19 protein-coding genes are annotated in these 24,715 nt (G+C 68.2%); 10 read left to right on the top strand and 9 right to left on the bottom strand.

Annotation, left to right across the window (positions count from 1 at the left end):
* Window positions 1–102 precede the first annotated feature (102 nt).
* The gene (locus ABZ453_RS38525) at window positions 103–1,488 is read right to left on the bottom strand and encodes a serine hydrolase domain-containing protein (RefSeq protein WP_359022702.1); all 1,386 of its coding nucleotides are present in this window, start codon (window positions 1,486–1,488) and stop codon (window positions 103–105) included.
* A 70-nt stretch (window positions 1,489–1,558) separates the two neighbouring features.
* On the bottom strand, window positions 1,559–3,037 hold the full coding sequence (dnaB, locus tag ABZ453_RS38530) for a replicative DNA helicase (RefSeq protein ID WP_359022704.1): 1,479 nt from the start codon (window positions 3,035–3,037) through the stop codon (window positions 1,559–1,561).
* A gap of 458 nt (window positions 3,038–3,495) precedes the next feature.
* On the opposite strand from dnaB, the gene ABZ453_RS38535 reads away from it, so the two are divergent.
* Entirely contained in the window at window positions 3,496–4,833 is a 1,338-nt protein-coding gene (locus ABZ453_RS38535) for an MATE family efflux transporter (protein WP_359022706.1), read from the top strand.
* Window positions 4,834–4,993: 160 nt separating this feature from the next.
* Here ABZ453_RS38535 and rplI read toward each other — a convergent pair whose 3' ends face one another.
* From rplI to rpsF, 4 genes are all read right to left on the bottom strand, one after another.
* A complete protein-coding gene (gene rplI / locus ABZ453_RS38540) occupies window positions 4,994–5,440 on the bottom strand; it encodes a 50S ribosomal protein L9 (protein WP_359022708.1) in 447 nt (148 codons plus the stop codon).
* 18 nt (window positions 5,441–5,458) lie between these two features.
* Window positions 5,459–5,695: a 30S ribosomal protein S18 gene (gene rpsR / locus ABZ453_RS38545; RefSeq protein ID WP_003949403.1), complete on the bottom strand. Its 237-nt coding sequence runs from the start codon at window positions 5,693–5,695 to the stop codon at window positions 5,459–5,461.
* A gap of 57 nt (window positions 5,696–5,752) precedes the next feature.
* Window positions 5,753–6,337 carry a single-stranded DNA-binding protein gene (locus tag ABZ453_RS38550; protein ID WP_359022710.1) on the bottom strand — a complete coding sequence of 195 codons (585 nt, stop codon included), beginning with the start codon at window positions 6,335–6,337 and terminating at the stop codon, window positions 5,753–5,755.
* 78 nt (window positions 6,338–6,415) lie between these two features.
* Complete coding sequence (rpsF, locus tag ABZ453_RS38555) at window positions 6,416–6,706, bottom strand: 30S ribosomal protein S6 (protein ID WP_005482942.1); 291 nt, start codon at window positions 6,704–6,706, stop codon at window positions 6,416–6,418.
* A gap of 264 nt (window positions 6,707–6,970) precedes the next feature.
* Here rpsF and ABZ453_RS38560 point away from each other — a divergent pair, with 264 nt between their 5' ends.
* The 3 genes from ABZ453_RS38560 to ABZ453_RS38570 all read left to right on the top strand — a co-directional run bounded on the left by ABZ453_RS38560 (window position 6,971) and on the right by ABZ453_RS38570 (window position 9,689).
* Window positions 6,971–7,282, top strand: a complete 312-nt coding sequence (locus tag ABZ453_RS38560) for a hypothetical protein (RefSeq protein ID WP_359022712.1) — start codon at window positions 6,971–6,973, stop codon at window positions 7,280–7,282.
* 179 nt (window positions 7,283–7,461) lie between these two features.
* The gene (femX, locus tag ABZ453_RS38565; RefSeq protein ID WP_133048339.1) at window positions 7,462–8,583 is read left to right on the top strand and encodes a peptidoglycan bridge formation glycyltransferase FemX; all 1,122 of its coding nucleotides are present in this window, start codon (window positions 7,462–7,464) and stop codon (window positions 8,581–8,583) included.
* A 74-nt stretch (window positions 8,584–8,657) separates the two neighbouring features.
* The gene (locus ABZ453_RS38570; RefSeq protein WP_208780357.1) at window positions 8,658–9,689 is read left to right on the top strand and encodes an alanine racemase; all 1,032 of its coding nucleotides are present in this window, start codon (window positions 8,658–8,660) and stop codon (window positions 9,687–9,689) included.
* Between the two features lie 82 nt (window positions 9,690–9,771).
* Here the strand turns inward: ABZ453_RS38570 and ABZ453_RS38575 are convergent, their stop codons facing one another.
* Together ABZ453_RS38575 and ABZ453_RS38580 are read right to left on the bottom strand one after the other, a co-directional pair.
* Window positions 9,772–11,280, bottom strand: a complete 1,509-nt coding sequence (locus tag ABZ453_RS38575; protein WP_359022715.1) for a glycosyltransferase 87 family protein — start codon at window positions 11,278–11,280, stop codon at window positions 9,772–9,774.
* Window positions 11,281–11,411: 131 nt separating this feature from the next.
* Window positions 11,412–14,069, bottom strand: a complete 2,658-nt coding sequence (locus ABZ453_RS38580; protein ID WP_359022717.1) for a transglycosylase domain-containing protein — start codon at window positions 14,067–14,069, stop codon at window positions 11,412–11,414.
* Window positions 14,070–14,422: 353 nt separating this feature from the next.
* Here ABZ453_RS38580 and ABZ453_RS38585 point away from each other — a divergent pair, with 353 nt between their 5' ends.
* The 4 genes from ABZ453_RS38585 (at window position 14,423) to ABZ453_RS38600 (ending at window position 18,243) form a co-directional block, all read left to right on the top strand.
* The gene (locus tag ABZ453_RS38585; protein ID WP_359022719.1) at window positions 14,423–15,106 is read left to right on the top strand and encodes a helix-turn-helix transcriptional regulator; all 684 of its coding nucleotides are present in this window, start codon (window positions 14,423–14,425) and stop codon (window positions 15,104–15,106) included.
* A gap of 44 nt (window positions 15,107–15,150) precedes the next feature.
* Window positions 15,151–16,233 (top strand): inositol-3-phosphate synthase, encoded by a 1,083-nt coding sequence (locus ABZ453_RS38590; RefSeq protein WP_359022721.1) that lies wholly within the window; start codon window positions 15,151–15,153, stop codon window positions 16,231–16,233.
* Between the two features lie 101 nt (window positions 16,234–16,334).
* The gene (locus ABZ453_RS38595) at window positions 16,335–17,627 is read left to right on the top strand and encodes an MFS transporter (RefSeq protein WP_359022723.1); all 1,293 of its coding nucleotides are present in this window, start codon (window positions 16,335–16,337) and stop codon (window positions 17,625–17,627) included.
* A gap of 91 nt (window positions 17,628–17,718) precedes the next feature.
* Window positions 17,719–18,243 carry a hypothetical protein gene (locus ABZ453_RS38600; protein ID WP_359022725.1) on the top strand — a complete coding sequence of 175 codons (525 nt, stop codon included), beginning with the start codon at window positions 17,719–17,721 and terminating at the stop codon, window positions 18,241–18,243.
* Between the two features lie 106 nt (window positions 18,244–18,349).
* Here ABZ453_RS38600 and ABZ453_RS38605 read toward each other — a convergent pair whose 3' ends face one another.
* Window positions 18,350–19,759, bottom strand: a complete 1,410-nt coding sequence (locus ABZ453_RS38605) for a CCA tRNA nucleotidyltransferase (protein WP_359022810.1) — start codon at window positions 19,757–19,759, stop codon at window positions 18,350–18,352.
* A 244-nt stretch (window positions 19,760–20,003) separates the two neighbouring features.
* Between ABZ453_RS38605 and ABZ453_RS38610 the strand changes: the two genes are divergently transcribed.
* Both ABZ453_RS38610 and murJ read left to right on the top strand, forming a co-directional pair.
* Window positions 20,004–22,394, top strand: coding sequence for a DUF6049 family protein (locus ABZ453_RS38610; protein WP_359022727.1), 2,391 nt, complete (start codon window positions 20,004–20,006; stop codon window positions 22,392–22,394).
* A 43-nt stretch (window positions 22,395–22,437) separates the two neighbouring features.
* On the top strand, window positions 22,438–24,693 hold the full coding sequence (gene murJ, locus ABZ453_RS38615) for a murein biosynthesis integral membrane protein MurJ (RefSeq protein ID WP_359022729.1): 2,256 nt from the start codon (window positions 22,438–22,440) through the stop codon (window positions 24,691–24,693).
* The last annotated feature ends 22 nt before the right edge of the window (window positions 24,694–24,715 follow it).

The following is a 24,715-nucleotide window of genomic DNA, read 5'->3' on the forward strand; positions in this document are numbered from 1 at the left end:
ACCCCCCTCCTCTCAACCCGGGGGCCCCCCCCCCCGGCTCAGCCACCCCCCCGGGGCCGACTTGTAACCCTAAAACCCCCACGCCCGCGGGTGCTTCGGTGCTCAACCGATCCCCCGCCAGCCGTCGGGGTCCACCCCACCCGGCACAGGAGCCTCCTCGTCGTACGGCTGACGCGTGAACACGAACGACCCGAGGTCCAGATGACTCACGGTCCCGTCAGGCCGTCGTACGGCCCTCAGAAGCTCTCCGGCGTAGTAGCCCTCAAGTCCGGTCCAGGTGCCGTCACCGTTCGCCCGGAACCGCGAACGGCGGCCCGAGCCGGACAACGGCTCCAGCGCCACACTCCCGCCGGACGTCAACCGCAGCGCGAACGCATACGTCCCCCAGTACCAGGGCCCGAGCAACTCCATTACAGCTGCGTCGACTTCGGGCAGAGGACGCCACGGCTCCGGGATGCGCGGCTCGGCCTCGGCGACGATACGCACGAGATCGGCGCCGACAGTGGACAGCGGCGGCCCGGAGGTGCAGTTGGCCAGCACCACCGAGGCGACATCGTCGTCGATGCCGATGGTCAGGTTCGCGAGAAAGCCGGGCAGTGAACCGGAGTGCCCGATGAGCAGCCGGCCGTGCCGGTGCTGGATCTGCAGCCCGAGCCCGTACGAGGCCCCGTCAGCCACGTCCGCCGCCTCCACCGGCGCCGCGGGTGTCCGCATCTCCCGCACCGACTCGGCACTCAGGACCCGCTCGTCCCCCTGCGCCAGGAACACGGCGAACCGTGCCAAGTCAGCTGTGGTTGACCAGAGTTGGCCCGCTGAGGCCATCCGCCCGAGGTTCTCGCTGGGTTCGGGCAACAGGACGTCAGCCCAGGGGTGCACCGCCCAGCCACCCGCGTGGGGCGCCCGCGGGTGGGCGCTCGTGCCGTCGAGCCCCAGGGGCTCGAGCACTTCACGCCGCAGCACCTCCTCCCAAGGGGCTCCACGCAGCTTCTCGATGAGCGCGCCGAGCACGGTGTAGCCCGGGTTGGAGTAGTGGAAGCGGCGACCGACCGGATGCAGCTGGAGCTGCTCGCCCAGGACGTCGGCGAGTTCGGGGCGCAGCGATCCCGGGGTGCGCTCCCACCACGGGCCCGGCGACTCGGCCGCCAGTCCGCCGGTGTGGGCGAGGAGGTCGGCGATCGTGGCCTCCCCCGCGCCCGTGCCCGGCAGGTGTTTCTCCAGGGCGTCTCCCAGATCGAGGAGTTCCTCGTCGCGCAGCCGCAGCACAAGGACAGCCGTGAACGTCTTGGTGATCGAGCCGATGCGGTACTGCACGTTCTCGTCCGGGCCGTGTCCGTCCAGCGAGGTCCGCGCCCCGTGCCACACCGTCCGCCCGCCCCGGACGACCGCCGCGACCAGCGACGGCGCACGCCCTTCGGTCTGGGCCACGGCGATGCGGTGCAGCAGCGCCCGACGGGTACCGGGAAGCAGCTCTTCCTGAGAAGTCGTCATGCCCCCAGTCCATCCCGGGGGACACTCGGCCGTCGAGTTCATTTGCCCCTGGGAGGTCCGGGCGGGCGGATCAGGTCTGCGCCATGTCCACGAAGCGCGAGTAGTGGCCCTGGAAGGCGACCGTGATCGTCGCCGTCGGGCCGTTACGGTGCTTGGCCACGATCAGGTCGGCCTCGCCCGCGCGCGGCGACTCCTTCTCGTAGGCGTCCTCGCGATGCAGCAGGATGACCATGTCGGCGTCCTGCTCGATGGAGCCGGACTCACGAAGGTCGGAGACCATCGGCTTCTTGTCGGTGCGCTGCTCGGGACCACGGTTGAGCTGGGACAACGCGATCACCGGGACCTCCAGTTCCTTGGCGAGCAGCTTGAGGTTACGGGACATGTCCGAGACCTCCTGCTGACGGTTCTCGGCGCGCTTGGAGCCGCCCGACTGCATCAGCTGGAGGTAGTCGATGACGACCAGGCGGATGTCGTTGCGCTGCTTGAGGCGGCGGCACTTGGCGCGGATCTCCATCATCGACAGGTTCGGGGAGTCGTCGATGAACAGCGGTGCGGCGGAGACGTCGGGCATCCTGCGGGCCAGGCGAGTCCAGTCCTCGTCGGTCATCGTCCCGGAGCGCATGTGGTGCAGGGCGACCCGGGCCTCTGCGGAGAGCAGACGCATCGCGATCTCGTTGCGCCCCATCTCGAGGGAGAAGATGACGCTCGGCAGATTGTGCTTGATGGAGGCGGCCCGGGCGAAGTCCAGCGCGAGCGTGGACTTACCCATGGCGGGACGCGCGGCGATGACGATCATCTGCCCGGGATGCAGGCCGTTGGTGAGCGAGTCGAAATCGGTGAACCCGGTGGGCACACCCGTCATCTCGCCGCTGCGGGAGCCGATCGCCTCGATCTCGTCGAGCGCGCCTTCCATGATGTCGCCGAGCGGCAGGTAGTCCTCGCTGGTGCGCTGCTCGGTGACCGCGTAGATCTCGGCCTGGGCCCGGTTAACGATCTCGTCGACGTCGTCGTCGGCCGCGTATCCCATCTGGGTGATCCGCGTGCCCGCCTCGACCAGCCGGCGCAGCACGGCGCGCTCGTGGACGATCTCCGCGTAGTACTCGGCGTTGGCCGCCGTCGGCACCGTCTGGACGAGGGTGTGGAGATACGAGGCCCCGCCGACCTTGTTGATCTCACCGCGCTTGGTGAGCTCCGCGGCGATCGTGATGGGGTCGGCGGGCTCGCCCTTGGCGTAGACGTCGAGGATGGCCTGGAAGATCGTCTCGTGGGCCGGCTTGTAGAAGTCGTGTCCCTTGAGGATCTCGACGACGTCGGCGATGGCGTCCTTGGACAGGAGCATGCCGCCGAGAACGGACTGCTCGGCGTCGAGGTCCTGCGGCGGCACGCGCTCGAAGGACGTTCCCCCGCCGTCCCACGAGCCGTTGTCGCGGCCTCGGTCGTGCTGCTCGTCACGGCCCCGGCCTCCGTCGCCACGTCGGCGGGAGGCGGGCAGACGATCGCTAGGCCCGCTGTCGGCCCACGGATCGTCCAAGGGCTCGGAAATACTCACCGAGCCACCTCCTCCCGTCCGCAGAGCGGACCTAGCCATGCCCTAAGTTCTACGGCACGGCACTGACAAATGAGAGGCCCAACTCCGGTTGTGGCGCGTCAGGTTTGGGAGGGTTTCCCAGCCGACGAACGGAGCGGGCGCCGGACCACCGTAGGCCCGCGGGCACCGTCAGCCAATCTGGTTATCCACAGGCCATGTGGACGACGGCCCGGATGCTGTGGAGAACTCCGCAAAACCTGTGCACGACGCGGTGGACAGGCCTGTGAACAAGCTCTGCCACCTTCCATGAAGCGGCGTCTGACCTGCACCTTTCCCGTCCACCGGCTGTGCAGAAGAAAAACTTCCCCAGTCAGACCAAGATCGCTTCGAACTGCGCGCGAAAGAGTGCACGGCGAACCGAGAGGTAAGGGTCACAAAAGCTTTGCATCTCTTACCTGTGGACGATTAGATTGATGCTCATGACACAGGCTCCCGCGACTCCCCAGGCCACCAGGCGACAGCACGACCGAGAGATCGTCGCGCTGGCCGTGCCGGCCTTCGGCGCACTCGTCGCCGAGCCCCTGTTCGTCATGGCCGACAGTGCGATCGTCGGCCATCTGGGCACCGCCCAACTCGCCGGACTCGGCGTCGCCTCGGCCCTGCTGACGACAGCGGTCAGCGTCTTCGTCTTCCTCGCCTACGCCACCACGGCCGCCGTGGCCCGGCGCGTCGGCGCCGGCGACCTCCAGGCCGCCATACGGCAGGGCATGGATGGAATCTGGCTGGCTCTGCTTCTGGGTGCCGCCGTCATCGCGGCCGTGCTGCCCACCGCGCCGGCCCTGGTGAACCTCTTCGGCGCCTCCGACACTGCCGCCCCTTACGGGTCCACCTATCTGCGCATCTCGGCTCTCGGCATCCCGGCCATGCTCGTCGTCCTGGCCGCGACCGGTGTGCTGCGCGGCCTGCAGAACACGAAGACTCCTCTTTATGTCGCCGTCGCGGGCTTCGTCGCCAACGCCGGCCTCAACGCGGGCCTTGTCTACGGCGCCGGCCTCGGCATCGCGGGCTCCGCCTGGGGAACCGTCACCGCGCAGTGCGGCATGGCGGCGGTCTACCTCACGGTAGTCGTCCGGGGCGCCCGCCGACACGGCGCCTCCTTGCGTCCCGACCTGGGCGGAATCAGGGCTTCGGCTCAAGCCGGCGTGCCGTTGCTGGTCCGGACCCTTTCCCTGCGGGCCATCCTGATGATCGCCACTGCGGTCGCCGCCCGGCTCGGCGACGCGGACATCGCGGCCCACCAGATCGTCCTCTCCCTGTGGAGCCTCCTGGCCTTCGCCCTCGACGCGATCGCCATCGCGGGACAGGCCATCATCGGCCGCTACCTCGGTGCCGAGGATGCCCGGGGAGCCCGTCAGGCGTGTCGGCGCATGGTGGAGTGGGGCATCGCCGTGGGCATCGTCCTCGGAGCGTTGGTCGTGATCGCACGACCGGTGTTCCTGCCGCTGTTCACGAACGACCCTGCCGTCAGGGACGCCGCTCTGCCGGCTCTGGTGATCGTCGCCCTCTCACAACCGATCTGCGGGATCGTCTTCGTCCTGGACGGTGTGCTGATGGGCGCGGGAGACGGCCCCTATCTGGCGGGAGCGATGCTGACCACCCTTGCGGTGTTCGCCCCGGTGGCGCTCCTCGTGCCCACGCTGGGCGGCGGGCTGACGGCCCTGTGGGCAGCGATGACGTTGATGATGGCCGTACGGATGCTGACCCTGTGGCTCCGTGCTCGCTCGGGCCGTTGGCTGGTGACCGGCGCGACCCGTTGAGCAGCGGGTCAGGCTCACCGTTTGCCCGTTTCACGTGAAACATCGCGAGCCCAGCGCTGCCTCAGCGACCGCGACACCCAACCTGAACACGAACACGGACGCGAAGAGGGGCCGCCCGACCGGGGCGACCCCTCTCTCAGCTACTCAGCCGAGCACGGCGTCAGGCCGCGACGACCTCGATGTTGACCTTGGCGGCAACCTCGGGGTGCAGACGCACGGACGTCTCGTGGGCGCCCAGCGTCTTGATCGGCGCGCCCAGCTCGATGCGGCGCTTGTCGACATCGGGGCCACCGGAAGCCTTGATCGCGGAAGCGATGTCGGCCGGGGTGACGGAACCGAAGAGACGACCGGCGTCGCCGGAGCGAACGGCCAGACGGACCCTGACACCCTCGAGCTGGGCCTTCACCTGGTTGGCCTGCTCGATGGTCTGGATCTCGTGGATCTTGCGAGCACGACGGATCTGCTCGACGTCCTTCTCGCCACCCTTGGTCCAGCGGATAGCGAACTTCCGCGGGATCAGGTAGTTGCGAGCGTAACCGTCCTTGACGTCGACGACGTCGCCCGCGGCACCGAGGCCGGAGACCTCGTGGGTGAGGATGATCTTCATGTGTCGGTCACCCTTCCCTTATCGCGCAGTGGAGGTGTAGGGCAGCAGCGCCATCTCACGGCTGTTCTTCACGGCCGTGGCGACGTCACGCTGGTGCTGCGTGCAGTTGCCGGTCACGCGGCGGGCACGGATCTTGCCGCGGTCGGAAATGAACTTCCGCAGCATGTTCGTGTCCTTGTAGTCCACGTACGTGACCTTGTCCTTGCAGAAAGCGCAGACCTTTTTCTTCGGCTTGCGCACAGGCGGCTTCGCCATGGTGTTTCTCCTGTGTGATCAAGAAGTTTGGGTACGACCCGCCCTCCGGCCCGAGGCCTAGAAGGGGGGCTCGTCCGAGTAGCCGCCACCGCCGCCGCCGGAGTTTCCACCCCAGCCGCCACCGCCGCCCTGGTTGCCACCGGCGGGAGCACCGGTCGCCCACGGGTCGTCGGCAGGAGCGCCGCCGCCCTGCTGGCCGCCACCGGGGCCGCCGCCCCAGCCGCCGCCACCCTGGCCGCCACCGCCGCCGTAACCGCCCTGACCCTGCCCACTGCGGCCGGCGGTCTTGGTGACCTTGGCCGTGGCATTGCGCAGGCTGGCGCCGACTTCCTCGACGTCCAGTTCGTAGACCGTGCGCTTGACGCCCTCACGGTCCTCGTAGGACCGCTGCTTCAGCCGGCCCTGCACGATGACGCGCATGCCTCGCTGGAGCGACTCGGCGACGTTCTCCGCCGCCTGACGCCAGACGGAGCAGGTCAGGAACAGGCTCTCGCCGTCCTTCCACTCGTTCGTCTGACGGTCGAAGGTGCGGGGGGTGGACGCGACACGGAACTTCGCGACCGCCGCACCGGAAGGGGTGAAGCGCAGCTCGGGGTCATCGACAAGGTTGCCGACGACCGTGATGACGGTCTCGCCTGCCATGGGGGAACCTCTCGGCGGGTTTGCTGCTGGCTGCTTGTGCTGCTACTCGAATCCCGGGATCCGGCTGAGCGGGAGAGCTCAGTGGGTCTCGGGACGGAGGACCTTGGTCCGGAGGACCGACTCGTTCAGGTTCATCTGGCGGTCGAGCTCCTTGACGACCGCAGGCTCGGCCTGCAGGTCGATGACCGAGTAGATGCCCTCGGGCTTCTTCTTGATCTCGTACGAGAGACGACGACGGCCCCAGGTGTCGACCTTCTCGACCTTGCCGTTGCCCTCACGGACGACGGAGAGGAAGTTCTCGATCAGGGGGGCGACAGCGCGCTCCTCCAGATCGGGGTCGAGGATGACCATCACCTCGTAGTGACGCATGTGGAACCCACCTCCTTTGGACTCAGCGGCCACGGTCGTTCCGTGGCAGGAGGGTTGTGATGCGTACGCAACGGTATCGGCCGCCACTGACAATCAGGGGTGACCTCGCGGTTTACCCGAGCTGGCCTGGGCAGACACCAATGCAGACGGTACAGACTACCCGCACACCGGCTTCCGGTTGAAATCCGGCCCGGGGGACCGTCAGTCTGTACACATCGGGTGTGTATGGCGCTACGATGCGCCGCCTTTCGCAGGAGGTGCCCCATGGCACAGGCATTGCGACCCAACACCGCCGAAGGCCTTTTCGCCACGGACGGCAAGTCCCACCCGCTCCAGGACACGCTGCTCGCGGTGACCCTGGTGCTCGGCGTGATCGCGTTCGTGACCTGCTTCTTCGACAACCTGCACCTGCTCAGCTCCTGGACCGGTCTGGTGGGCATCCTCACCGGCGCCTACGGACAGTGGATCTCGGAGACGACCCGCGAGCGCTTCGGCCTGATCCTGGGCCTCGGCGCCTCCGGAGTCGGCTTCTTCCTCGGCATGGCGCACGGCGGCCTCTTCGGCGGGGTCATCTGAAGCCAGGGACACCGTTCTCCCAACTTGATACAAAGCACCGCGGAACGCCTCGGCGGCCCATGAGCCGGGGCGAGGGTTCCGTACGCCCAGCCGGGGCGCGCGCAAGGCGCAGTAGGCTTCGGCGCGAGAGCCGGAGCCCCTGTACCCATGGGGACACACCAGCCCGAGGAGCGCCCCGAATGAGCCTGACCCTGAGGACGATCAGTCGCGAGCAGCATCTGGCGTACATCCAGAGCCTGCCGTCGGCGAGCCACATGCAGGTTCCGGCCTGGGCTGACGTCAAGGCGGAGTGGCGCTCCGAGAGCCTCGGCTGGTTCGACGAGCGGACCGGTGAACTCGTCGGCGCGGGCCTCGTCCTCTACCGCCAGCTGCCCAAGATCAAGCGTTATCTCGCCTATCTTCCCGAGGGCCCGGTCATCAACTGGTTCGCGCCAAATCTGACCGAGTGGCTGGAACCGATGCTGGCGCACCTCAAGCACCAGGGCGCCTTCTCGGTGAAGATGGGCCCGCCGGTGATCATCCGACGCTGGGACGCGAACTCCATCAAGCAGGGGATCCAGAACCCGGACGTGAAGCGGCTGCGCGACATCGAGGCCGACTTCATCGAGCCGCGCGCCTTCGAGGTGGCGGACAAGCTGCGCCGCATGGGCTGGCAGCAGGGCGAGGACGGCGGCGCCGGCTTCGGTGACGTACAGCCGCGCTACGTCTTCCAGGTGCCGCTGGCCAACCGCTCCCTGGAAGAGGTCCACAAGAACTTCAACCAGCTGTGGCGCCGCAACATCAAGAAGGCCGAGAAGGCCGGCGTCGAGGTCGTCCAGGGCGGCTATCACGATCTCGAGGAATGGCAGCGGCTGTACGAGATCACCGCTGTGCGCGACCACTTCCGGCCCCGCCCGCTGTCGTACTTCCAGCGCATGTGGACGGCCCTCAACACCGAGGACCCCAACCGCATGCGGCTGTACTTCGCCCGCCACAACGGCGTGAACCTCTCGGCCGCGACCATGCTGATCGTCGGCGGCCACGTCTGGTACTCCTATGGTGCCTCCGACAACATCGGCCGTGAGGTCCGGCCCTCGAACGCGATGCAGTGGCGGATGCTGCGCGACGCCTACGCGCTCGGCGCGACCGTCTACGACCTGCGGGGCATCTCCGACTCGCTGGACGAGACCGACCACCTCTTCGGCCTCATCCAGTTCAAGGTCGGCACGGGCGGCCAGGCGGCCGAGTACCTCGGTGAGTGGGACTTCCCGCTCAACAAGCTGCTCCACAAGGCGCTCGACATCTACATGTCGCGTCGCTGACGTAGCGTTCTTCGCTTCAATAGCTCCCATACCTCTGATACACCGCAGCGACCAGAAAGGTTCCAGGTCCGGCCATGGCGCTCACGCTCTACGTCGACACCGCGCGCTGGCGGGCGCACCACAAGCACGTGCAGGAGCAGTTCCCGGGTCTCGTCCCGGTCTGCAAGGGCAACGGCTACGGGTTCGGGCACGAGCGGCTGGCGGAGGAGGCCACGCGGCTGGGGTCCGACGTCCTCGCCGTGGGCACCACGTACGAGGCCGCGCGCATCAAGGACTTCTTCGGTGGTGACCTGCTGGTGCTGACGCCGTACCGGCGTGGCGAGGAGCCCGTGCCGCTGCCGGACCGGGTCATCCGCTCGGTGTCGTCCATCGACGGCGTGTACGGCCTCGTGGGCGCCCGGGTGGTGATCGAGGTGATGTCCTCGATGAAGCGCCACGGCATCAGCGCCCAGGACCTCCCTCAACTGCACGCCGCCATAGAGAATGTGCGCCTCGAAGGCTTCGCCATCCACCTGCCGCTGGACCGCACGGACGGCTCGGACGCCGTCGAGGAGGTCATCGGCTGGATGGACCAGCTGCGGGCGGCCCGGCTGCCGCTGCACACGATGTTCGTCAGCCACCTCAAAGCCGAGGAACTCCACCGTCTGCAGCAGCAGTTCCCGCAGACCCGCTTCCGCGCCCGGATCGGCACCCGGTTGTGGCTGGGGGACCATGAGGCCACCGAGTACCGCGGAGCGGTCCTGGACGTCACGCGCGTGGCCAAGGGGGACCGTTTCGGCTACCGCCAGCAGAAGGCGGCCTCGGACGGCTTCCTGGTGGTCGTGGCGGGCGGTACGTCGCACGGGGTGGGCCTGGAGGCCCCGAAGGCGCTGCACGGCGTCATGCCGCGCGCCAAGGGCGTCGCCCGGGCCGGTCTCGCCACGGTGAACCGGAACCTTTCGCCGTTCGTCTGGGGCGGCAAACAGCGGTGGTTCGCGGAGCCGCCGCACATGCAGGTCTCCATCCTCTTCGTTCCGTCGGACGCGCCCGAGCCCAAGGTCGGCGAGGAGCTGGTGGCCCATCTACGGCACACCACCACGCAGTTCGACCGCATCGTCGATCGCTGAGCCACAGGCCGGAGCAGCCGAAAGGCCGTACACGAGCACTCCGTGTACGGCCTTTGGCGTGGGCCTTCTGCGTCCTGTTCGCTCAGAGCGAACCGTCCCTCGGGGGTGTGGCGCCGTGACTGCCCCACTCCACCTGCGGCCCGTCGAAGTGGGCCCCGTGCTGCGGAGGATGGGCGGCGGCTCCCAGGGCGAAGACGTCCTCCGCCCCGTCGAGTACGCCTCCTGAGGGGTCGTCGTCACCGGACCGGCGTACCGGGTCCCGTTCCGGCATGAGGATGTCGCGCACGACGACGGCGCACAGGAAGAGCGTCCCCAGGATGTGGACGGCGATGGCCCACTGGTAGCCGACCTCGGGCAGTCCCTTGTGGGCGTTCCCGCTGGTCGTGTACGCGAGGTACATCCAGATCCCGAGGTAGTACACGACCTCGCACGCCTGCCAGATGAGAAAGTCCCGCCACTTGGGCCGGGCCAGCACCGCCAGCGGGACGAGCCACAGGACGTACTGCGGCGAGTAGACCTTGTTGGTGACGATGAAGACCGCGACGATCAGGAATGCCAGCTGAGCGAAGCGCGGGCGGCGGGGAGCGGTCATCGTGAGCACCGCGATGCCGATGCAGCCGAGCACCACCAGTGACGTGGCCAGGTTGTTGACCGTGTCGGTGGAGAGCGGGCTGGTCGAGTGCTGGGCCATGATCAGCCAGAAGGATCCGAAGTCGACGCCCCGGTCATGGCTGAACTTGTAGAACTGCACCCAGCCGTCCCAGGCGAAGAGCATCACCGGGATGTTCACCACGAACCAGGAGACGACCGCGCCTGCCAACGCCTTCCCGAAGTCCTTCCACTTGCCGGCGCGCCAGCACAGCAGAAACAGCGGCCCCAGCAGGAACACGGGATAGAGCTTGGCGGCCGTGGCAAGGCCCAGGAGGACGCCGAAGGCGACGGGGCGACTCCGGGACCACATCAGCATCGCCGCGGCCGTCAGAGCGACCGCCAGGAGGTCCCAGTTGATAGTGGCGGTGAGCGCGAAGGCGGGCGCCAGAGCGACCAGCAGACCGTCCCAGGGGCGGCGCGCATGTGTGCGGGCCACGCAGACCACGATGACCGCCGCGCACACCATGAGCATCCCGGCGTTGACCATCCAGTACCACTGTTCCTGGTCCTGGATGCTGCCGCTGCCGGGTGTGAGCCAGGCGGCCACCTCCATGAACACGCCGGTCAGCACCGGGTATTCGAGGTACGGCATGTCGCCGGGAAGCTTGTCGAAGTACGGCACGAGCCCGTCGGCGAATCCGCGTCCCTGGTAGAGGTGCGGGATGTCCGAGTAACAGGCCTTCGTGTACTGGGAGCTGGCGCCGAAGAACCAGGCGCTGTTGTAGCAGGGCGCCTTCTGGATCATTCCGAGGGCGAACATGCCGATCGCGACGAGCGCGACGACCCGGACGGGGGTCCACCAGGACGTCCCGAGCAGGGCGCGCCGCCCGAGGGGGCCGCCGATCAGCTCGCTGCCGGCCGTGGCGACCTTGTCCTCCTTGGTCGGCCGCACCAGGTCCGCTCCGTGCACGCTCGCTTGCGTCGATTCTGCGCTGGGCATGTCGCACATCCTGCCGTACATGTCTGGGAATACGCCGAGGGCCGCCCCACCCTCTCAGGTGCGGCGGCCCTTGTTTCACGTGAAACATGTGCATGTTTCACGTGAAACACCCTTACTGGGCGTTTTGACGGCTAGCCGCCCCCGCCTCCGAACAGGCCTCCATTGCCGTTGCCTCGGCTGTTGCCGGTCCCGGAGGTGTCCGTCGCCGTCGGCGTCGAGGTCACGCCTCCGTCCGTGCCGCCAGTGTTGGTGCCGCCGGTGTCCGTGCACTGCCAGCTGAACCGGCAGGTCTGGCTCGGCGAGGGACTCGGACTGGTCAGCGTCTGGCTGGGGGTCGGGCTCGGGGTCGGGCTCGACTCCGGGGTGTTCTCGACCGTCGGAGTGGGCGTCGGGCTCGGCACGTCGTTGACGACCTCACCGATGGGCTCCGGCGTCGGGAAGTCCTTCGCCGGCTCGTTCGCCAGTGCCTCCGCCATGTAATCGTGCCAGATCTCCGCCGGGAACGACGCACCGTGGATCTTCTTCTGACCACCCGTTCCGTACATCTCCAGGAAGGTGCGGTTCTTCTGGGTCTCGTCGTCGTTGTACCGGAACATCGTGATCGCCGTGGACAGCTGCGGGGTGTAGCCGATGAACCAGGCTGACTTGTTGCCGTCCGTCGTACCGGTCTTGCCTGCGACCTCACGTCCCGGCAGCTGCGCGGCGGTACCCGTGCCCTTGTCGACCACGGTCCTCAGCACGTCGGTGACGTTGTTGGCCACGGCCGGAGTGAAGGCCTCATTGGGCTTGTCCGTGTGGGTGAAGACCGTGCCGTCCTTGCTGGTGACCTTGGTGACGGAGAACGGATCACGCTGCTGGCCGCTGGCCGCGAAGGTGGCGTAGGCGCCCGCCATGCGGATCGCGCTCGGGTCGGAGATACCGATGGAGAAGGACGGGAAACTGGTGCCGGCCAGGCTGCTCTGCTTCAGCCCCGCCAGGATGGCCGCCTGCTTGACCTTGTCCAGGCCGACGTCCATGCCGAGCTGCACATAGGCGGAGTTCACCGACTCACGCATCGCCTCGCGCAGGTCGATCTGGTAGTTGGGCGGATTGCCGTACGACTCGTTGCCGTCGTTGGTCTGCAGCCACTCCTGTCCCTTCTCGTTCTTCCAGACCGTCCCGTCGTAGTCCTTGATCTTCAGCTTGTTCTTGCCGCTGTACAGACTCTTGGGGGAGACCTGGGTCCGCTCGTCCTGTGCCTGCTCCGGGCCGAGGCTCTTGTCCCGGACACCCCACTGCATCGCCGCCGCGAGCACCAACGGCTTCATGGTCGAGCCGATCTGGGCACCGGTCTGGTCGGCGTTGTCGGTGAAGTGCTTGGTCGCGTCCTCACCGCCGTAGATCGCCTTGATGGCACCGGTGGTCGGGTCCACGGAAGCGCCGCCGAACTGGACGTGGGTGTCCGTGTTCGGGCGCTGCTTGGGCTTGATGTTGGCCTTCTGGACCTTCGTGATCGAGGTCTGGAGCTCCTTGACCTTCTTCTTGTCGAAGGTCGTGTAGATCGAGTAGCCGCCCTTCTGCAGGTCATCGGCCGTGATCTTGGTGTTGTTGACCAGGTACGCCTTGGCAAGGTCGACGAGGTAGCCGACCTGGCCGCTCAGCTTGTTGTTGGAGCGGGGGTTCTGCCAGGTGGGAAGGGTGGTGTACTTGGCCCGGTCCGCGGCGCTCAGATGGCCGTACTGCACCATCTTGTTCAGGGTGTCCTGCATCTGGGCCAGGGCCCGCTTCTGGTTCGCCTCAGGGGTGGCGGACGGGTCGAGGGACGTCGCGCCGGCCGGGTCGTAGTACGTGGCGCCCTTGAGCATCGCGGCCAGGAAGGCGCACTCGCCGGGGTTCAGGTCGACGGCGTCCTTGTTGAAGTAGGCGCGCGCGGCCGCCTGGATGCCGTACGCCCCGCGCCCGTAGTACGCGGAGTTCAGATACCCGGCCATGATCTCGTCCTTGGAGACCGTGGTGCCGACCTTGATCGAGACGAAGATCTCCTTGAGCTTGCGGGAGATGGTCTGCGACTGGTCGTTCAGCATCGCGTTCTTCACGTACTGCTGGGTGATGGTGGAGCCGCCCTGGGTCTCACCGCCCCTGGCCATGTTGAACACGGCCCGCGCGATGCCCTTCGGGTCGACGCCGCTGTCGGAGTAGAAGGTCTTGTTCTCCTGGGAGATGACGGCGTACTGCATCTCCTTGGGGATCTGCGAGAGGTTGACGTTCTGACGGTTGATCTCGCCACCCGTGGCGACCATCTCGCTGCCGTCGGACCAGTAGAAGACGTTGTTCTGGGCCGTCGCCGTCTTCGCGAGGTCCGGAACGCCCACCATGGCGTAGGCGATGCCCGCGGCGGCCACCAGGCTGCCGAAGAACCCGATGAAGAGCCCGCTCACCAACTTCCAGGACGGCACCCAGCGCGCGGCGCCGTACTTTCCCGCGCGCGGGTAGTCGATGAACCGCTTCTGGGGAGGACCGACTGCCCGTCCCCGCCCAGGTGCGGGTCCGCCGCGTCGACCTCCGCGGGCGGGCTCGGCCGTTCTGCGGCGGCCCCCTGCGTTTCTCTGTGCGGCGCGGCGGGCGTCGGCTCGGCCTTCGTACGACCGTTCCTCGCCACCCAACTCCTGGCCCAGCCCGTAATCGGCCGGGGACCCGGTGGCGCCTCGCGGTGCCGCACGGCGGCCGGAGGACGAGCCGGACTGGCCGCGTCGGGCCGCGGCACGTCCGCCTCCCTGCGGCTGCGGCGGTTTGCGACGGTGCTCGCTCATCGAACGACTACTCCTCGGGCAGGCGCACCCGTGCGCGCCTGGAAACGGCAGCTGGTTTCCGGTCCCCCCGAAGTACGGATGTGGTCGATCCCGCATTCATCCGTACGGCACCCAGGACGACGACGCCCCCTCGCGTCACTCGGTTCCCGGTGGTGTGCATGGCGCACAGACTACGCACCGTCAAAACCCGCCGAGTTCCCAAGTTCGCCCTAAACCAGACAACTTGCCTCGGATGAATAAGTGGTGTGATCCCGTTCACCGTCTCCCCACTTGTCCCATCCGGAAGGCCGTTCTATCGTCATGATGTATCGAGTCGATACATCGGAGCGAGATAAAGGCGAGGAGGCGAGGGGATGAGCCGGAGGTCCGGGATCCTCGAGTTCGCCGTCCTCGGCCTGCTCCGCGAGTCCCCGATGCACGGATACGAGCTGCGCAAGCGGCTCAACACGTCACTGGGCGTGTTCCGCGCGTTCAGCTACGGGACGCTGTACCCCTGCCTCAAGACGCTGGTCGCCAACGGCTGGTTGACCGAGGAGTCGGGCAACGCTCCTGAGGACGCCCTCGCCGCACCACTCGCAGGGCGTCGCGCCAAGATCGTCTACAGGTTGACGGCGGAGGGCAAGGAGCACTTCGAGGAGCTGCTGTCGCAGACGGGCCCCGACGCGTACGAGGACGAGCACTTCGCCGCCCGCTTCGCCTTCTTCGGGCAGACGTCACGCGACGTGCGCATGCGCGTGCTGGAGGGCCGCCGCAGCCGGCTGGAGGAGCGCCTGGAGAAGATGCGTGTCTCCTTCGCCCGCACCCGGGAGCGCCTCGACGACTACACGCTTGAGCTCCAGCGCCACGGGATGGAGTCCGTGGAGCGCGAAGTGCGCTGGCTGAACGAGCTCATCGAGAGCGAGCGGGCCGGACGGGACCTCAAGGGTCCTGCCTCCGGGGGGCCCGCTCGGCACGACACCACATCTGGAGCGCCGGGCGTCCTGCCCCGGCCCGGGGACACCCCCGGGCCGGATACGCCCGACGACACCGCCACGTGAGCGCCCAGTCAGGGCCTCACTCGTACACACAGGGAGCAACCGGAATGGGTTCGGTTCGCGTAGCCATCGTCGGCGTGGGCAACTGCGCCGCGTCGCTGGTGCAGGGAGTCGAGTACTACAAGGACGCCGACCCGGCGTCGAAGGTCCCCGGCCTGATGCACGTGCAGTTCGGTGACTACCACGTCAAGGACATCGAGTTCGTCGCCGCGTTCGACGTGGACGCCAAGAAGGTCGGCCTTGACCTGGCGGACGCCATCGGCGCCTCCGAGAACAACACCATCAAGATCTGCGACGTACCGAACACCGGTGTGAAGGTCCGGCGCGGCCACACCCTCGACGGCCTCGGCAAGTACTACCGCGAGACCATCGAGGAGTCCGAGGCCGAGCCGGTCGACGTCGTCAAGGTCCTCAAGAAGAAGCAGGTCGACGTCCTCGTCTGCTACCTGCCCGTCGGCTCCGAGGACGCGGCGAAGTTCTACGCCCAGTGCGCCATCGACGCCAAGGTCGCCTTCGTCAACGCCCTTCCGGTCTTCATCGCCGGCACAAAGGAGTGGGCCGACAAGTTCACCGAGGCGGGCGTCCCGATCGTCGGCGACGACATCAAGTCGCAGGTCGGCGCCACCATCACGCACCGCGTCATGGCGAAGCTGTTCGAGGACCGCGGCGTCGTTCTGGACCGCACGATGCAGCTGAACGTCGGCGGCAACATGGACTTCAAGAACATGCTCGAGCGCGACCGCCTCGAGTCCAAGAAGATCTCCAAGACCCAGGCCGTCACCTCCCAGATCCCCGACCGGGACCTCGGCGAGAAGAACGTCCACATCGGTCCGTCCGACTATGTGGCCTGGCTCGACGACCGCAAGTGGGCCTACGTCCGCCTCGAGGGCCGCGCGTTCGGCGACGTCCCGCTGAACCTGGAGTACAAGCTCGAGGTCTGGGACTCCCCGAACTCCGCCGGGGTCATCATCGACGCCCTGCGCGCCGCGAAGATCGCCAAGGACCGCGGCATCGGCGGCCCGATCCTGTCGGCCTCCAGCTACTTCATGAAGTCCCCGCCGGTCCAGTACTTCGACGACGAGGCCCGCGAGAACGTCGAGAAGTTCATCAAGGGTGAGGTCGAGCGCTAAGCGGCTCGCAGCGCCACGCACTGAAAACGCTCCTGCCAGGGCTCCAGAGGGTCCCCGGGCCACGTGCCCGGGGACCCTCCCCGTATGTGAGGCTGTGCCCCATGTCCGTCGTCCGCGACCTGCGCGTCCTGCTCCGCTTCCGGAACTTCCGACGACTGCTCGCCGTACGACTGCTCTCCCAGGGAGCCGACGGGGTCTACCAGATCGCGCTGGCCGCCTACGTGGTCTTCTCGCCGGAGAAGCAGACCTCGGCCGCCGCGATCGCCTCCGCGATGGCGGTCCTGCTGCTCCCGTACTCCTTGGTCGGCCCCTTCGCGGGCGTTCTCCTGGACCGCTGGCGCCGTCGCCAGGTCTTCCTCTACGGCAACCTGCTGCGCGCCCTGATGGCCTCGGCCACGGCCGTTCTGATCCTCACCCACGTCCCGGACTGGCTCTTCTACGCCTCCGCGCTCTGCGTCACCGCCGTCAACCGCTTCGTCCTCGCGGGCCTGTCCGCCGCACTGCCCCGCGTCGTGGACGAGGAGCGGCTCGTGATGGCCAACTCCCTGTCGCCGACCGCCGGGACGCTCGCCGCGACCGCCGGCGGAGGTCTCGCCTTCGTCGTACGGCTGGTGGTGGCCGACTCGGACGCCGCCGTGGTGCTGCTGGGCGCCCTGCTCTACCTGTGCGGGGCGTTCGCCTCACTGCGCCTGGCCCCCGGACTGCTCGGGCCCGACCAGGAGTTGCTACCGCCGCGCCTCGGTACAGCACTCGCCGGCACCGCTCGCGACCTGGCGGCAGCGGTACGGCACCTGACCGCCCCAACGCGCCGGGAGGCGGCCTGGGCGCTCCTCACGATGACGCTGATGCGGTTCTGCTACGGCGCCCTGCTGGTCATGCTGCTGATGCTGTGCCGATACGCCTTCTCCTCGAACGCGGACGACGGACTGCGGCTGCTGGGACTGGCCTTGGGGACGTCCGCAGCCGGCTTCTTCGCGGCCGCGGTCGTGACGCCCTGGGCGGCTGGACGGCTCGGCCCCGGCCGCTGGATCGTCGTATGCGCAGCGAGTGCCGCGGTTCTGGAGCCTGCCCTCGGGCTCCCGTTCGCCGTCGGCCCCATGCTCGTCGCGACGTTCGTCCTGGGTCTGACGACGCAGGGAGCGAAGATCGCGACGGACACGATCGTGCAGTCCCGCGTCGACGACGGCTTCCGCGGGCGGATCTTCTCCGTCTACGACGTCCTGTTCAACATCGCCTTCGTCGGCGCTGCCGCGGTCGCCGCACTGATGCTGCCACCGGACGGCCGTTCCACGACCGTGGTCGTCGCGGTCGCCGTTACCTACGGAGCAATTGCTGCGACTATGGCCCACTTTGAGCGCCGTAAGTGTCACATGAAGGCCACAGAGTCCATCTGAGTCACAGCAGTGTCAGTGGCGGCCGGTAACTTACCTGCGTCTTACGCGCCTCTTATGTGCGCAGCTCATTCACTTTCAGGGGGACACCCACGTGACCACTCCGCCTCAGGGCCAGAACCCGTTCGCTCAGGGCCAGCAGCCCTACGGCCAGACGCAGCCTCAGACGCCGTATCCGCCGCACGCCGCCTATCCGCAGCAGCCGGGTCAGACCGGACAGCCCGGGTTCCCCCCGCCGGGGGCCGCGCCGTACGCCCCGGTTCCGGCGCAGCCTCGCCGTAAGCTGAGCTTCAAGGCGATCAAGAACATCGTCATCGTCGCGGTCGTGGCCGTCGCGGCCATCGTGGGCTACATAGCCAGCCAGGACGACGCGAACACCGCCAAGGTCGGCGACTGCATGCACCGCGGCAGCACCTCCGACACCAACCCGGACCTCGAGGTGGTCGACTGCGGCTCGTCGAAGGCCCAGTACGTGGTGCTGGCGAAGGTGAAGGGTTCGTACTCCACCGAGCTCTCGGCGTCGACGAAGTGCGAGGCCGCGGCCAAGGACTTCCAGTACACGTACACCGAGTCCGGCGACGGCAGTGACTTCCTGCTCTGCCTGAAGGACCACAAGTAACAAGGACGCGCAGCCATGGGGCGGTGTTTCACGTGAAACACCGCCCCGTCGCATGTCCGGCGGCGGCATGTTTCACGTGAAACATGCCGCCGTTTCACACAGAGGCTCAGCTCTGCTCGGCCCACCACTCCTTGAGCGCGGCCACCGCCGTGTCGTGTTCCATCGGTCCGTTCTCCAGCCGCAGTTCCAGCATGTGCCGATAGGCCCGGCCGATGACCGGGCCCGGCGCGACACCCAGGATCTCCATGATCTGATTGCCGTCCAGGTCCGGGCGGATGGAGTCCAGCTCCTCCTGCTCCTGGAGTTGGGCGATGCGCTCCTCGAGACCGTCGTAGGCGCGGGACAGTGCCGCCGCCTTCCGCTTGTTCCGGGTGGTGCAGTCCGAGCGGGTCAGCTTGTGGAGCCGGCCGAGGAGAGGGCCGGCGTCACGGACATAGCGGCGGACCGCGGAGTCCGTCCATTCACCCGTGCCGTATCCGTGGAAGCGCAGGTGGAGTTCGACCAGACGTGAGACGTCCTTCACCAGTTCGTTGGAGTACTTGAGCGCCGTCATGCGCTTCTTGGTCATCTTCGCCCCGACCACCTCGTGGTGGTGGAACGAGACGCGTCCGTCCTTCTCGAAGCGGCGAGTACGCGGCTTTCCGATGTCATGCAGGAGCGCCGACAGGCGCAGGGTGAGATCGGGACCGTTCTCCTCCAGCTCGATCGCCTGTTCCAGGACGATGAGCGTGTGCTCGTAGACGTCCTTGTGACGGTGGTGCTCGTCGCTCTCCAGTCGCAGGGCCGGCAGCTCGGGCAGAACGTGGTCGGCGAGGCCGGTGTCGACCAGGAGGGTCAGACCCTTGCGTGGATTGTCGGACAGGATCAGCTTGTTGAGCTCGTCCCGAACTCGCTCCGCCGAGACGATCTCGATCCGCCCCGCCATCTCCTTCATGGCCGTCACGACCTCGGGAGCCACCTCGAAGTCGAGCTGAGCGGCGAAACGTGCCGCGCGCATCATCCGCAGCGGGTCGTCCGAGAAGGAGTCCTCGGGGGTGCCGGGGGTGCGCAGCACACGGGCGGCGAGATCGGCGCGTCCGTCGTGGGGATCGATGAACTTCTGCTCGGGAAGCGCGAGAGCCATCGCGTTCACCGTGAAGTCCCGCCGGACGAGATCTTCCTCGATCGAGTCGCCGTACGACACCTCGGGCTTGCGCGAGGTGCGGTCGTACGCCTCGGACCGGTAGGTCGTGACTTCGATCTGGTAGCCGTCTTTTTGCGCGCCGACCGTGCCGAAGGCGATACCCACCTCCCACACGGCGTCCGCCCAGGGCCGGACGATCTTGAGGACGTCCTCGGGGCGGGCGTCGGTAGTGAAGTCGAGGTCGTTGCCGAGCCGTCCCAGCAGCGCGTCCCGGACCGAACCGCCGACGAGGGCGAGCGAGAAGCCGGCCGCCTGGAAGCGGCGGGCGAGGTCGTCTGCGACAGGGGCGACCCTCAGCGCCCCTTCCGGCGTGCTGGACGGGGTCTGCTTCAGGGCAGGGGCGTTGTCTTCGTTGGCGTTCGGCACAACAGAAGAGGGTACGTGGCCCGTACGACCGTGGGCGCCTCCATTAAACGTGCACAACCCCGTGGTCCTTATACAGGCACATATGGGACGGGACGCTCTTGTTCCCCGATCTTGTGGAGCAGTCCGCGGCACTTCCCCTCAGCGCGCATCGTTACCATGCGTGGACGCACATTGCGACGACCACTGACGACGACGAGGGACGGGCGAGCGCGTGGCCGAGGCGGCAGACTTCCAGGGGACGAGTCCCTCACCTGCCCGCCGCTGGCTGCGGCGCTCCGGGGCGCTGCTCGCCGGGGCACCGCTGCTGGCCGGTCTGCTGCAGCTGCCCGCCGCGAGCCACGCGGACGCCGAGGGCCGGACCTCCCTGCAGGACGCCTCCGGCTCCGGCTCGGTCGCCATCGCCCTCGACTCCCTCAGTCCGACCGTCCCCACGGACGGCGACACCCTCACCGTGTCCGGGACGGTGACCAACAACGGCAAGCAGGCGGTCACCGACGCCCATGTGGGACTGCGCGTCGGCCCCGAGCTGACCACGCGTTCCGGCATCGACAGCGCCGCCCGCGACAGCGACAGCCTCCAGGGCCCCACCGGCACGGAGGTGGGCGGCAAGTATGTCGAGGACTTCGCCAAGCTCACCCCGGGGGTCGCCGAGCCCTTCAGCATCTCCGTGCCGGTCGACAAGCTGGACCTCGGTGACGACGGGGTGTACCAGTTCGCGGTCTCGCTCTCCGGCCAGACCTCCGCCCAGCCGTGGAACCAGGTTCTCGGTGTCCAGCGAACCTTCCTGCCCTGGCAGCCCGACGCCGCGGACACCAAGACGAAGACGACGTTCCTGTGGCCTCTGGTCTCCGACGTCCACATGACGGCGGAGACCGGGTCGAACCAGCAGCAGACGCCGGTCTTCCTCAACGACGACCTCGCCAAGGCGATCTCCCCCGGCGGCCGCCTGGACGAGATGCTCTCGCTGGGCAAGAACCTCGACGTGACCTGGGTCATCGACCCCGACCTGCTGGCCTCCGTCGACGCCATGACCGGCAGCTACAAGATCCAGACCGCGGGCGGCACCACGGCGGGCACGCACCAGGCGATCGCGAAGCAGTGGCTCGACGAGCTGCAACAGGCGGTGGCGGACAAGGAGGTCGTCGCCCTCCCCTTCGCCGACCCGGATCTGGCCTCCCTCGCCCACAACGGCACCAGCGTCACCGGCTCGCTGAGCCACCTCAAGGAAGCCACGGACGTCGCCGCCACCACGGTGAAGACGGTGCTGCACGTCACCCCGACGACCGATTTCGCCTGGCCCGTGGACGGCGCCGTCGACCCGTCGATCGTGAAGGTCGCCACCTCCGCCGGCGCCGACCAGATCATCGCCCGCAGCGACAGCCTCCAGGAGACCGGCGGCCTGTCGTACACGCCCTCCGCCGCCCGTCCGATCGGTGGCGGCGTCACGGCGGTGGTCGCGGACTCCCGTCTGTCGACGGCCTTCCAGGGCGATCTGACCAAGGCCGCCGCGTCCACGCTGGCCGTGCAGAGGTTCCTCGCCCAGAGCCTCGCCCTGAACACCCAGACGAACAAGCAGCGCAACATCGTCGTCGCCCCGCAGCGCATCCCGACGACGCGCCAGGCCCAGGCCATGGCCGAGGCGGTGACGGACCTCGAGGCCGGGAACTGGTCCCAGTCCGAGAAACTCACGGCGGCCGCGAAGGCCAAGCCGGATCCCGCCGCCACCACCAAGGTGCCGTCGGCCTCGGAGTACCCCTCCTCGCTGCGCAGGCAGGAGCTGCCGCGCTCGGCCTTCGAGCAGATCGCGGGCACCCGGGACAAGCTCGACAACTTCCGGGTGATCCTGAGCAACGAGTCACGGGTGGTGACCCCCTTCGGGCGGGCCATGAACCGCGAGATGTCCACGTCGTGGCGCGGCCGCCCGTACGCCGCGCAGAGCTTCCGCACCGACGTCGACACCTACCTCACCGGCCTGACCGGCCAGGTCAAGCTGATCGACAAGTCCGACACCAAGCTGTCCGGACGCAGCGCCACGATCCCCGTCACCGTCCAGAACAACCTGGTGCAGGGCGTCCAGCACCTGGTGCTGCGGCTCACTTCGAACAGCCCCACCCGCCTCAAGATCGGCGATGACGCCTACGACGAACAGCCCATCGCGGTCTCCGGCGGCCACAGCCAGACGGTGAAGTTCACCACGACGGCCAAGGCCAACGGCCAGGCGACCGTGACGGCCCAGCTGTACACGGAGGACGGTCAGAAGTACGGCGGCCCGGTCTCCTTCGAGGTCAAGGTCACCGAGTTCACGGCCACCGTGATGCTGGTCATCGGCGGCGGCTTCCTGCTGCTCGTCCTCGCCGGTTTCCGCATGTACACCCAGCGCAAGCGGGCAGCTGCCCGCGAAGCCGCGGAGAACGGTCCGGACGACACGGCGGCCGAGGGCGACGAGGGACCGGAGAACCCAGAGGGCCCCGACAGCCGTCTCAAGGAGGAGTCGGGCACCGATGCCCGGGCAGACGACCCGCAGCAGCCGAGTGACCCGACAGCGGACACCGCAGCGGAAAGCACGGACCCGTCCGGCACGGGTGAGAGAGTGGACCGTTGAGGATGTCGTGGCCGTGGGCCCGGGACTATGAGGTGGGGTAACCATGAACGCGCCGTACGACGGTGACCGCGGCCAGGCCGCGGGCAGCTCGGGGTATCCCGAGGGCCCGCCGCCCGAGCCCGGTCAGGTGCCGCCGCAGCCGCCCGCCGACATGTACCTCCAGGACGCCTATGCCCAGGACCCCTACCGCGCACAGGACCTGGCGGCGCAGGATCCCGTCGCCGAGGCGCTCTACGACCGTGCCGCGCACCCTCCGCCTCCCCCGGGCAGCTACCAGCCGCAGCAGCCGCTGTACGCCCAGCCGCCCCAGTCGCCGTACGCCCCCGACCCGCGCATGTGGGCACGGCCCCCGGCGCCCGAGCCGGACGGCGCGACCCAGTACCTGCCGCACGGCGACGACCCTCGGACCACCCAGTACGTCGGTGTCGACGATCTGGTGACCCGGGCCGGCGAGGAGCGTCCCGAGCACGACGCCTTCGCGCACCTCTTCCGGGACCAGCAGCAGGGCGCAGGACCTCTGACGCCCGAAGCCCTGACGGTGCCGGGCCCGGCGACCGCTCCGGGTGCGCAGACCCCCGCGTCGGCGCCGGTCGACGACCAGACCATGAACCTCACCCCCGCGCCCGCCGCGCCCCCGGCCGCCGCCGCAGCTCCGGCCGCGAAGAAGGGCGGCCGGGCCTCCGGGCTGCTGCAGTCCAGTGCCGTCATGGCCGCGGGCACGATGGTCTCCCGCCTCACCGGCTTCATCCGCTCCGCACTGATCGTCTCGGCGCTCGGCACCGCGCTCCTCGGCGACACCTTCCAGGTGGCCTACCAGCTGCCGACGATGATCTACATCCTCACCGTGGGCGGCGGCCTCAACTCCGTCTTCGTCCCACAGCTGGTGCGGTCGATGAAGGAGGACGAGGACGGCGGGGAGGCCTTCGCCAACCGTCTGCTGACCCTCGTGATGGTCGCGCTGGCCGCTCTCACCGTGGTCGGCGTCCTCATCGCGCCGATCCTGGTGCGGATGCTGTCGAACCCCGTGGCGAGCGATCCCGCCGCCAATGAGGTCGCCATCACCTTCACCCGGTACTTCCTGCCCTCGATCTTCTTCATGGGCGTCCACGTGGTGATGGGTCAGGTGCTCAACGCCCGCGGGAAGTTCGGCGCCATGATGTGGACGCCGGTCCTCAACAACATCGTCATCATCGTGACGCTCGGCATGTTCCTGTGGGTGTACGGCACCTCCAGGGACTCCGGCATGAGCGTCACCACCATTCCGCCGGAGGGGCAGCGGCTCCTCGGCATCGGCGTCCTGCTCGGACTCGTCGTCCAGGCGCTGGCGATGATCCCCTACCTGCGCGAGACGGGCTTCCGGCTGCGGCTGCGCTTCGACTGGAAGGGCCACGGTCTCGGCAAGGCGGCGATGCTCGCCAAGTGGACCGTGCTCTTCGTCCTCGCGAACCAGGCGGGCGCGCTCGTCGTCACCCAGCTGGCCACCGCAGCCGTCAAGGACACGAACATCGCCGGGACCGGCTTCTCCGCCTACGCCAACGCCCAGCTCATCTGGGGCCTGCCACAGGCCATCATCACGGTCTCCCTGATGGCCGCCCTTCTACCCCGCATCTCGCGCTCGGCCGCCGAGGGCGACGGCGGCGCCGTCCGCGACGACATCTCCCAAGGCCTGCGCACCACGGCCGTCGCGATCGTGCCGATCGCCTTCGGCTTCCTCGCCCTCGGCATCCCGATGTGCACGCTCATCTTCGGCACGTCGGGCACGGGCGCCGCCACCAACATGGGCTACATGCTGATGGCCTTCGGTCTCGGTCTCATCCCGTACTCCGTGCAGTACGTCGTCCTGCGCGCCTTCTACGCCTACGAGGACACCCGAACCCCCTTCTACAACACGGTCATCGTGGCCGCGTTCAACGCGGCTGCCTCCGCCCTCTGTTATCTCGTGCTGCCGGCCCGCTGGGCCGTGGCCGGCATGGCCGCCGCCTACGGCCTCGCCTACGCCATCGGCGTCGGTGTCGCCTGGAACCGGCTGCGCAAGCGGCTGGGCGGCGACCTGGACGGCGCCCGTGTCCTGCGGACGTACGCCAGGCTCGGCATCGCCTCGGTGCCCGCGGCCGCCCTCAGCGGCGCCGCCTGCTACGGAATCGGCCACGCGCTCGGCCAGGGCGTCGTCGGGTCCTTCGCCTCGCTGCTGGTCGGTGGGGCGGTCCTGCTCGGGACCTTCTTCCTCGCGGCTCGCAAGATGCGCATCGAGGAGCTCAACTCGCTGGTCGGCATGGTCCGCGGGCGTCTGGGGCGCTGACGCGGGGGTACGCGCACAACCA

This window comes from Streptomyces sp. NPDC005799 (assembly GCF_040630525.1).
Classification (GTDB): domain Bacteria; phylum Actinomycetota; class Actinomycetes; order Streptomycetales; family Streptomycetaceae; genus Streptomyces; species Streptomyces griseorubiginosus_B.

What these genes read in the sequence shown, in the direction of transcription:
- ABZ453_RS38525 (WP_359022702.1), bottom strand. Translation starts at nt 1,488, where the DNA reads ATGACGACTTCTCAGGAAGAGCTGCTTCCCGGTACCCGTCGGGCGCTG.
- ABZ453_RS38535 (WP_359022706.1), top strand. Translation starts at nt 3,496, where the DNA reads ATGACACAGGCTCCCGCGACTCCCCAGGCCACCAGGCGACAGCACGAC.
- rplI (WP_359022708.1), bottom strand. Translation starts at nt 5,440, where the DNA reads ATGAAGATCATCCTCACCCACGAGGTCTCCGGCCTCGGTGCCGCGGGC.
- rpsR (WP_003949403.1), bottom strand. Translation starts at nt 5,695, where the DNA reads ATGGCGAAGCCGCCTGTGCGCAAGCCGAAGAAAAAGGTCTGCGCTTTC.
- ABZ453_RS38550 (WP_359022710.1), bottom strand. Translation starts at nt 6,337, where the DNA reads ATGGCAGGCGAGACCGTCATCACGGTCGTCGGCAACCTTGTCGATGAC.
- rpsF (WP_005482942.1), bottom strand. Translation starts at nt 6,706, where the DNA reads ATGCGTCACTACGAGGTGATGGTCATCCTCGACCCCGATCTGGAGGAG.
- ABZ453_RS38560 (WP_359022712.1), top strand. Translation starts at nt 6,971, where the DNA reads ATGGCACAGGCATTGCGACCCAACACCGCCGAAGGCCTTTTCGCCACG.
- femX (WP_133048339.1), top strand. Translation starts at nt 7,462, where the DNA reads ATGAGCCTGACCCTGAGGACGATCAGTCGCGAGCAGCATCTGGCGTAC.
- ABZ453_RS38570 (WP_208780357.1), top strand. Translation starts at nt 8,658, where the DNA reads ATGGCGCTCACGCTCTACGTCGACACCGCGCGCTGGCGGGCGCACCAC.
- ABZ453_RS38575 (WP_359022715.1), bottom strand. Translation starts at nt 11,280, where the DNA reads ATGCCCAGCGCAGAATCGACGCAAGCGAGCGTGCACGGAGCGGACCTG.
- ABZ453_RS38580 (WP_359022717.1), bottom strand. Translation starts at nt 14,069, where the DNA reads ATGAGCGAGCACCGTCGCAAACCGCCGCAGCCGCAGGGAGGCGGACGT.
- ABZ453_RS38585 (WP_359022719.1), top strand. Translation starts at nt 14,423, where the DNA reads ATGAGCCGGAGGTCCGGGATCCTCGAGTTCGCCGTCCTCGGCCTGCTC.
- ABZ453_RS38590 (WP_359022721.1), top strand. Translation starts at nt 15,151, where the DNA reads ATGGGTTCGGTTCGCGTAGCCATCGTCGGCGTGGGCAACTGCGCCGCG.
- ABZ453_RS38595 (WP_359022723.1), top strand. Translation starts at nt 16,335, where the DNA reads ATGTCCGTCGTCCGCGACCTGCGCGTCCTGCTCCGCTTCCGGAACTTC.
- murJ (WP_359022729.1), top strand. Translation starts at nt 22,438, where the DNA reads ATGAACGCGCCGTACGACGGTGACCGCGGCCAGGCCGCGGGCAGCTCG.